This is a genomic window from Mesorhizobium sp. M1066 (genome assembly GCF_040318635.1).
GTDB lineage: Bacteria > Pseudomonadota > Alphaproteobacteria > Rhizobiales > Rhizobiaceae > Mesorhizobium.
Genome location: NZ_JAMYMR010000048.1, coordinates 26,733 through 36,110, shown reverse-complemented (window position 1 = coordinate 36,110; position 9,378 = coordinate 26,733). Strand labels below are relative to the sequence as shown.

Annotated in this window: 7 protein-coding genes; 4 read left to right on the top strand and 3 right to left on the bottom strand. The window is 61.8% G+C overall.

Annotated features, from left to right (window positions below; translation table 11 throughout):
- Nucleotides 1–451 precede the first annotated feature (451 nt).
- The 4 genes from NKH52_RS31620 (at nucleotide 452) to NKH52_RS31605 (ending at nucleotide 7,653) form a co-directional block, all read left to right on the top strand.
- Complete coding sequence (locus NKH52_RS31620; RefSeq protein WP_352736187.1) at nucleotides 452–1,099, top strand: response regulator transcription factor; 648 nt, start codon at nucleotides 452–454, stop codon at nucleotides 1,097–1,099.
- 367 nt (nucleotides 1,100–1,466) lie between these two features.
- Nucleotides 1,467–4,424, top strand: coding sequence for a DUF5801 repeats-in-toxin domain-containing protein (locus tag NKH52_RS31615; protein ID WP_352736188.1), 2,958 nt, complete (start codon nucleotides 1,467–1,469; stop codon nucleotides 4,422–4,424).
- 104 nt (nucleotides 4,425–4,528) lie between these two features.
- Entirely contained in the window at nucleotides 4,529–6,307 is a 1,779-nt protein-coding gene (locus NKH52_RS31610; RefSeq protein ID WP_352736189.1) for a type I secretion system permease/ATPase, read from the top strand.
- Nucleotides 6,304–7,653, top strand: coding sequence for an HlyD family type I secretion periplasmic adaptor subunit (locus NKH52_RS31605; protein WP_352736190.1), 1,350 nt, complete (start codon nucleotides 6,304–6,306; stop codon nucleotides 7,651–7,653). Before NKH52_RS31610 ends, NKH52_RS31605 begins: the two co-directional genes overlap by 4 nt.
- 21 nt (nucleotides 7,654–7,674) lie before the next feature.
- Here the strand turns inward: NKH52_RS31605 and NKH52_RS31600 are convergent, their stop codons facing one another.
- The 3 genes from NKH52_RS31600 to pldH form a co-directional block, all read right to left on the bottom strand.
- A complete protein-coding gene (locus NKH52_RS31600) occupies nucleotides 7,675–8,082 on the bottom strand; it encodes a sulfite exporter TauE/SafE family protein (protein ID WP_352736191.1) in 408 nt (135 codons plus the stop codon).
- On the bottom strand, nucleotides 8,079–8,510 hold the full coding sequence (locus NKH52_RS31595; protein ID WP_352736192.1) for a TSUP family transporter: 432 nt from the start codon (nucleotides 8,508–8,510) through the stop codon (nucleotides 8,079–8,081). The genes NKH52_RS31600 and NKH52_RS31595 overlap by 4 nt, the downstream gene beginning before the upstream one ends.
- A gap of 95 nt (nucleotides 8,511–8,605) precedes the next feature.
- Complete coding sequence (pldH, locus tag NKH52_RS31590; protein ID WP_352736193.1) at nucleotides 8,606–9,352, bottom strand: pyridoxal 4-dehydrogenase, SDR-type; 747 nt, start codon at nucleotides 9,350–9,352, stop codon at nucleotides 8,606–8,608.
- Nucleotides 9,353–9,378: the final 26 nt, after the last annotated feature.

Genomic DNA, 9,378 nt, shown 5'->3' with positions numbered 1-9,378 from the left:
CGCGAGCACAAGAAGCTCGCTCTACGCCAAGCCGCATGACCAGCTTCATGATCGCCCATTTTGCAGAACTTGACGCACACAACCCGGGCCAGTGAGATCGGAACCTCTCGACCGCAGGCTCAACGAGTCCCAACTGTAAGGCAGTCATGCAGCGCTGCCTCCTGGCCGTCGCTGAGCAGGCCGGTCGTCACCCGGTCGCGATAGCATTGGCATGCCGGTCGGTCGACTTGTCCAGCATCTTGCGGCCGACATCGCGCACCTTGCCGATCCGACGAACAAGCTTAATCTCCGACAGTTCCTTCCGGACCCAGGGCTTTGGTTGCTCCCCGGCCCGTCGCGGATTATAGCAACATGTATATTAGCTGTTACTTGACAATATGCCTACGCTCTGGTTTCCTGATTTAACGGGTATTTAACCAAGTTCGTTGCGTTTTTTACGGACGGTGTTCGCATGTCGACGTTGGTCGTGGCGGACCCGCGAGGGGTATATCTCGCCGGTCTGGAATGGGTGTTGCAGAAGGCTGGACACGATGTTGTCGCCCAGTGCCGCCGCCCTGTGGACGTTCTCGCTCATGTGGAGCGCCATCAACCTGATATCGTCATCGTGGGCGTGGATCTCGCGGACCAGCAGACATCCGGTCTTTCCTCACGGCTGAAGGCTGGCAACAGCGCTCTCGGCATCATCTTCATCGTGCAGCCAACCGGCAGGCTCGATGTCAAGGAGATACAGACGCTCGACGTCGACGGCCTGTTTCTGGACGGCATCAGCCACCGCTTTCTCATCGAATGCGTGAATGCGGTGGCAACAGGCAAGAAGTGGATCGACAACAAGATCGTCCAGCAACTGCTGATGCCCGGCTCGCAGCCGCAGCCAATGTCCCGGCTGACCGGGCGGGAGACCGAGATCGCCGATCTCGTCTCGCGCGGGCTGCGCAACAAGACCATCGCGCAGCGGCTGCATTTATCCGAAGGCACGGTGAAGATGCACCTGCATCACGTCTACGAGAAGCTGCATCTCGGCGGCCGGGCGGAACTGGCGTGGATGGCGCACGGCAAAGGCGCCGGGCGTCCAGGAACGGGCCGAACCGGCCTGCTCTGAACACTCTCCACTCGCACCGACATTGTACGCACGGCAACGGCCGGAGAGCCGTCTGACGGCATCTGGCTCGTGCCTGCGCGACCTCCCGCAGCGCCCGCCAGCCTGATCTATCGAAGGATATATACCGTTCGATCAGGCGCGGACATTGACCGCAATACTATCCAAGCGGGAATGGACGCGCCCTCTGCGCCGACGGCACAATGTGGTTTGAGGGCCGAAGTCAGGACGCGATGACACCCGCGGGCCAGGGTTCGGGCGGAAGTAGGGGGAGAGGGGTTTTCCAAAAACAAACAGTGAACTTGTACTCGCGTGAGCGTGAGTACGGGCCGTGTGCACAATTGGTCACCATCCAGGAAAGGATGACATTATGGCTACCATTAATATCATAGGCGAGTTAATCAACGACCAGACAGCCGGCATACAAAACACCGCTACCGGCGACCCGGACGGCGACGACGTTGCCGTAAGCGTCTCCGGCGTTTCGTTGGTCAGCGCTGACCTCGCCCCTGCCTTTGTCACTTATCTGAACGGTCTCGGTTTGACCGCAGGGCAGCTGGCATTCGCTGACTCCGCTGAGGCGGCAAGTCAGGCCGGTCTCATCCACGTGACGGCAGGAACTAACGAAGTCGTCGACAGCCTGATATTCGCCCCTCTGGCACTCGCGGATTCCGGGTTGAACACCGTGGGCGGCGAGGACATCTTCCTCACCACGTCGGCGGACGGCAAATCTGTTTTGGCGACTGATACCAGCGGTGACATCGTCGCCGCTTTCTACATCATCCCCAACAGTGACAATACATTGGGCACGGTGCAGATGGTCACTTTCGCGCCAATCGCCCACCCGGGCAACCTCAACCCGGATGACCGAGTGGACTTCAGCGACATCCTGAAAGTCCGCGCGTTGTCACACACAGATGAGTCCATCGGTGGCGACATCAATGTCGACGACGACGGCCCGACAATCAGCCAGGCGACCGACAACGTGAACCTGGTCGTGGACGAGACGACGCTGGGCACGAACCCATTCGCTGACTTCTCGACGCAGTTCACCAAGAACGGCGGCACCGACGGCGAGGCTTCGACTGTTCACACTCTGAGTATCACAGGGGGAAACGGTACGGATTCCGGTTTGGATCTCACCGCAACCGGCCAGGCGGTCCTCCTGTTCAACAACAACGGCGTCATCGAGGGTCGTACTGTTAATGCCAGCGGTACATTGGTGTTCACGGTTACGACTACTGCCGCTGGCGTCGTGACGCTCGATCAGCTGCAAGCGATTGTTCATCCCAATCCGAACGCGGATGACGAGTCCGTGACGCTGTCGGCGGATAACCTCATCGTCCTGACGGCGACCATCACCGACGGCGACGGCGATACTGCGAAGGCTGACCTCAACATCGGCCAGAACCTCATCTTCCACGACGACATCCCGTCAATCAGCACGACCGGCACCGCGCCGACCATTCTGGATGACGAGTCGTTGCTGGGCACCAATAATACCGGTGATTATGCACCCAACTTCGCCGCCCTGTTCGGCGCGGACGGTGCAGGTGGTGTCACCTTCGCCCTCAGCGTCGGCGCGGGTGGGGTCAGTGTTCTTGACTCCGAGTCCGGTCAGGCGATCAACCTGTCGGCCAACGCCGGCGTCATCGAGGGCCGCACGGCCATCGGCAACCTGCTGGTGTTCTCGGTCAGCGTGACCGCTGCCGGCGTCGTGACACTCGATCAGGTACGGTCGATCAGACACCCCGACCCCAACAACGCGGATGACACCCTCACCTTGGGTGCCGTCAACAGCGTTCTTCTGACGGCGACCGTTACCGACGGCGACGGCGATCACAAGTCGGCCGTTCTCAGCATCGGCAACCTGCTTCAGGTCAAGGATGACGGCCCGTCGATTCTCGACCAAGATGGCGTCGCCGGCGGCATCCAAGGGTTCGATGGCGATCCCGGCACCACCGGGGCTCAGGCCGAGACTATCGCCGCGACCGGTGGTACGGCTACTGGTAGCTTCTCGTTCAATATCGGTGCGGACGGCCACTTGGCAGCGTTCTACGCGGGTGGTGGCTCAGATTTCGCCGACCTCGACGCCGGTGCAGGTGTCCAACGGCTGTCGCTGACCGGCACGGTCGACAACGCGCAGACCCCGGCTATCACCAACGTCCAAACGGCACTCGTTTCGGAAACTGCTACATCCGCACAGTTCTCCTTCTCGTTCCATTACGACAAGGACCCGATCACGGGCGGAGTGCAGGACGCAACGGCAGGTGGCACGTTGACCTTCAACAAGGCTCTGGGTACGTACTCGCTCGCCTTGACCGACGCGATCGACGGGTTCAGCTTCAACGTCTTCCACTCCTCGGAGCTGACGGCGAAAGCACCCCCCGGCAACACCGGTCACCCCGAACTCGTGGTGACGCAGTTGGATGCCAATCCCAACACACCTGCTGATCACGACGGGTTCTACGTGCAGTTCACCGGCAACTCGAACCCCAACGGCAGCCCCTTCGGGTTTAACGGGACGGGTGATGGCTCGCCTGTCGGTAACAACACTTACGACAACGGAGAATTCGTCACCAGCAACTTCCAGGACTGGGTTTCCGCCACGGGCAATACCAACGGCGTGGCCGGCGACACGATCCAGAAGGGCGAACTCCTCACCCTCCGGTTCTTCAACGAGAACATCTTGGGCGACGTTAATCCCGGCGCGCCCGAGGGTGGTACCGAGAAGGTCTCGCCGACAGACGCGGTAAACGCTATCGCCATCAAGTTCGACGGCATCGGCAGCAGCGAAGACCTTATCGTGGTCCTCGACCTGATCAACTACGGTGCCGATGGTGTCCTGGGTGGAACTGGCGCTAACCTCGACGTCGAGACGACGAGGTCGATCATTGTCGATAACGCGGACCTCTTCAAGTTGTCGACCGGCGGTGTCCCCTCTCCCTACAACACGGAGTTCACGCTCGACAACAACGATGCTCTCTTGATCATCGAGAGCAACGACTACAACGCCGCCGGTGAGAACTTCCAAATCCAGGGGATGCAGATCATGCAGTCCGGTAACGGGCTGACCGGGTCTGGCATCAACCTGATCAGGGCGACCGACAACCCGGCTACTATCCCGGTTGAGGGTGCCAGCCCGGTTGGTGGTCCGCTGGTAGCTTGGGAAAACACGGACAATGACGTTCTCAAGATCACGGATATCGGCTTCATCCAGACGACTTCCGGGCAGATCGGCGCCGACCTCGACTTCGCGGTCAATATCCAGGACGGCGATGGCGACACGACGGGGCTCCAGAGCCTGCATGTTGATGTCATTGCCTAACATTGGACCAATGGGAGGCGGTTCACGCCGCCTCCCTTCTCCATGTGGAGATAATCTCGTGCCTCGCGCAAACCGGCGTCCACCCGCACACAGGCAGATACATCATGATGAAACCCCCACGGCCCTCTGCCCTGCAAGCGGTGATGAAAGAGGCCAGGCGGGCTATCCGGCCTCTTATCTGGTTCAGCGCTGGGATCAACGTGCTGATGTTGACCGGCGCGTTCTACATGCTCCAGGTCTATCACCGTGTGTTGGGCAGCCACAGTCTGGAGACGCTGGTAATGCTGTCACTGATGGCGGCGGCGGCGCTCGTCACAATGGCGGGGTTGGAGGTCGTGCGCGCGCGTCTTCTGGCTAAAGTAGGGACGTGGCTGAACGCTCGGCTGGCCCCGGTTCTCCTGACCGCATCGGTGGAATACGCCGCCTCGGCCCCGGGCCAGATCAACGGCCGCGCGCTGCGTGACCTCGACCAAGTGCGGAACTTCTTCACCAGCCCGAGCATCTACCCGATCCTCGACGCGCCTTGGGCACCGATCTTCCTGGGCGCTATCTTCCTCATGCACCCCTGGTTGGGCTGGCTGGCAACCTGCGGGGGTGTCGTGCTGTTCGCGTTGGCGTTGCTCACCGAGTACCTGACCCGCAAGCCACTGGCGGAAGCTGCAATCGCCCAGACGCGGGCTTACATGCAGGCCGAGCAAACGATCCGCAACGCGGAAGTCGTCCAGGCCATGGGCATGTTGAATCCCCTGCTTGAGAGCTGGAAGGCGCAGCAGGACGAGGCAAATAATGCTCAGTCTAGCGCCAGCAACCGATCCAGCGTCATCTCGGCCCTCGCGCGTTCTTTCCGGCTGGCCCTGCAGATGGCTGTGCTTGGCCTCGGCGCCTATCTGGTGCTGAAGAACGAGGCTTCGCCCGGTATCATGATCGCCGCCTCGATCCTGATGGGTCGCGCATTGGCCCCGGTCGAGCAAGCGATCGGTACATGGAAAGCGACGATCGGGGCACGGGCTGCTTACAAGCGTCTCGCCGTAATGGCCGGTCAGCGACCGGAGGCCACACCGGCCCTGCCATTGCCGCGCCCCAAGGGTAGGTTTGAGGCCGAGAACATTATGCTCGCCAGGCAGGGCGGCGAACCAATCTTGCGAGGAATAAGCTTCCAACTCAAGCCCGGTGAAGCGATGGCGTTGGTCGGGCCGAGCGCGGCGGGCAAGACGAGTCTGGCGCGAGTGCTGGTCGGCACTTGGCGTCCGACCGGTGGTCGCGCGTTGCTTGACGGCATGAGCGTTGTCGAATGGGCGGCCGAGGACAGGGGTCGACACGTCGGTTACTTGCCACAGGACATCGAGCTCTTCGCCGGCACCGTCTCCGAGAACATCGCCCGTTTTGCGTCGCTCAACCCTGCGGTTTTCAACAACGTGATCAAGGCCGCGCAGTTGGCGGGAGTCCACGAACTGATCAAGGGATTACCGAAGGGCTACGCCACCGAGATCGGAGATGGTGGTGCGGCGCTGTCCGGCGGGCAACGCCAGCGCATCGGACTGGCGCGAGCCCTCTATGGCGACCCGGCATTGCTTGTCCTTGACGAGCCCAACTCCAATCTCGACCACGACGGAGAGCAAGCACTGGCTACAGTCATCGGTGGGCTCAAGGCGGCAGGTACGACGCTGATCTTGATCTCGCACCGGCCAAGCATTTTGGAAAAAGTTGACAAGGTGTTGGTGCTTAACCACGGCGCACAGGACCTATTCGGGCCCCGCGATGCCGTGTTCAACGAACTCGCCAACCGCGCCCGCAAGGTGACCCAGATGCCAAAGGTAGCCCAACTGCCAACCCTGGAACTGGTCAAGGAAGTCAAAGAAATCGAAGAGGTCAAAGAAGCGTGAGCCGTTCCCCAGAATTGAGCGTCGTGCCGTTGCCAGCCCCGCCACCGTCCCTGCTGAAACCGGTACCCTTGCACCTGACAGGCGTGACCTGCACCGGGTTCGCTATCATGCTCCTGTTCTTCGGCGTAGCCGGGGGTTGGGCGGCGCTGGCACCGTTGGACAGCGCCGCTGTGGCGCCGGGCGTTATCAAGGTCGCCGGCGACCGCAAGCTCATCCAGCACCTCGAGGGCGGCATCATCGCGGAGTTGAACGCCGCCAACGGGGATATCGTCAAGGCCGGCAAGATCCTCATCCGGCTCGACGACACGCAGGCAAAGGCGCAACTTGACCTGGTCCAGAACCGGATAGCAACGCGTGAGGCGCTGGCCGCGCGTCTCAGGGCCGAGCGTGACGGCAAGACTGGGATAGAGTTCAATCCGGCGTTGCTCGCAAACCCCGCCACCGCCGTGAAGGACGCGGTGGCAGCACAGCGTGACGTGTTTGCCGCGAAGCACCACAATCTGAAGGACGAGCGGGAAATTCTCGGCCAGCGCCGTCACCAGGTCGAGGAAGAGATAACGGGACTGGAGCAGCTTGTCGTCACCGAAGACAAACAGATCGAGGCAATCGAGGATGAAAGCAAAGACCTTGAGGGTCTGCTCAAGAAAGGGCTGACCACCCGCGAACGGAACCTGTTGCTCAGACGCCAACAGCGGGAGATCGAGGGGGAGCGCGCTACCAACATTGCCGCAATCGCCCGTGCCGGAAGCGCCATGGCCGAGATTGATATGCAAATCCTGAACCTCAACACAGTGCGGCTGAACCAGGCCGTCGACGAGTTGAGCAAGGTCGAGGCGGAGTTGTTCGACCTCGGACAGCAGGAGCGTTCCGCCGCGGACGTGCTTACCCGCACCGATGTCGTCGCACCGGTTGACGGCATTGTCATGGATCTGAAGGTCCATACGGCGGGCGGTGTCGTGAAACCCGGTGAGACATTGATGACCGTCGTGCCGCTCGGACAGCAGCTCGTGGTCGAGGCCATGGTCAAACCAGAGGATGTCGAGACGATCGCCCCCGGACAGCCCGCGCGCGTCAGCTTCCCGGCCTTCGCCCGCTACAACCTGCCGCCACTCGAAGGTGTCGTGGAGATCGTGTCGGCTGACCGCATGGTTGAGGAGCGCAGCGGGGCACCGTATTTCGCCGCGACCGTTTTGATCGACAAGAGCGAACTCGGCAAGCTGGAGGGCCGCAAGCTGCTGCCCGGCATGTCGAGCGAGACGATGATCCGGACAGGTGCCCGCACCGTGCTTTCCTACCTCGCCGAGCCGATCACGCAGAACTTCCGCCGGGCCATGCGGGAAAAATAGCCGTAGGCCGCTGAACCGGATTCAGGAAAGCAACATTCGCCCGGCCGTGATCGCCAGGAAGAACGCAAAGGCAAGTTTCAGGTAGCGCGGGTTGAGCGCGTGGGCGAGCTTGGCGCCCAAGGGTGCAAACAGGAAGCTCACCGGCGCTATGATGGCAACCGCCGGCAGGCTGACGTAACCCAGGCTGAGCGGAGGCCTGCCGGCGATTTCAAGACCCGCCCAGATGAAGCCGGCCACTGCCGGAAGCGCGATAAGCAGGCCAAGCGCCGACGATGTGCCGACGGCCCGGTGCACCGGAAAGGAGAAGCTGGAAAGCGTCGGCACTGACAGTGTGCCGCCGCCAATTCCCATGAGCGAAGAGACAAAGCCGATCACAGCAGCGATCGCGCGGTTGATCCAGCCGCTTTGCGGCAGGTGATCGGAGATCACGAGGTGCTTGGCAGCGCCATGTTGACGGCCACCAGCAGGCCGACGACGCCGAAGACCAGCCGCAAGCCGGCGCCCGGGATGAATTTCGACATGATGCCGCCGACGAGGGCACTGGCGAAAATGGCCGGTCCCCACAGAGTGAGCAGAGGCCGATCGACATTGCCGCGCCTGTTGTGCGAACGCATCGACGAGATCGAGGTGGGGATGATGACCGCGAGCGAGGTCGCGACCGCCAGATGGCTGATCACAGCAGGCGAAAAGTGAAACAGGCTAAGCACCCAGAACAGCACCGGGACGATGACGATGCCGCCTCCGACTCCCAGCAGACCGGCGAGCACGCCGGAGGCCATTCCGGTCATGGCCAGGCCAGCGACCAGCATTGCAATCGTCAGCCCGTCGAAAACCGACGTGTCGAATCCGAAGTCCACTGTGATTTCCCTTTGATTGGCCGCGCCCGTCTGCTGCCGCGACCGCGATGCAGGTCGCCCGGAAATGCGCAACAGTTTTTGGGATGCGCTTTTGGTTAGTGGCGCACCATCCCGGCGTCGACATTGAGCGTCTGGCCAGTGATCCAGCGCGCATCGTCGGAGGCCAGGAACGAAACCACGTCGGCGATATGTTCCGGCTGCCCTTTGCCTTTCATGGCCTGAAGCATCTCGACGAAGCCGAACGCCTCGTTGTGCGGGCTCGCCTTGACGCCGTCGCTCTCGATGAGGCCGGGCGTCACCGCATTGGCGGTGATGTTGTATTTGCCAAGCTCGGTGGCGAGCGCCCTGGTGAAACCGATGACGCCACCCTTGGCCGCGACATAGGCCGCCATGTTCGGCGTGCCGGCAAAGAAGGTGTTGGATGCGATGCTGATCACCCGTCCGGCCTTGCCTGCCGCACGCATCTGGTCCGTACCGGCGCGGCTGACGATGAAGGTGCCGGTCAAATTGACGTCGATGATCTTGCGCCAATGGTCGAGATCGACATCGTCCCAGGCGACGAACGGCACGATGCTGGCATTGTTGACCAGGATGTCGATGCCTCCGGTCAGGGTCTGGATTTCGGCGAAGAGCGCCTTGACGGATGCCGAATCGGAAATGTCCGCGGCGATCGCCCTCGCCTTCCCGCCTATCGTCGCGGCCGCCACCCCGGCGCCTTCGGCATTGATGTCGCTGACGATGACGGTTGCCCCATCGGCGGCAAGCCGCGCGGCGATCGCCTTGCCGATACCCTGCGCGGCGCCTGTAACCAGGGCCGTCTTTCCCGCAAGCCGTTCAGTCATGAAAATGCTCCCTCAATCCGTGGTGA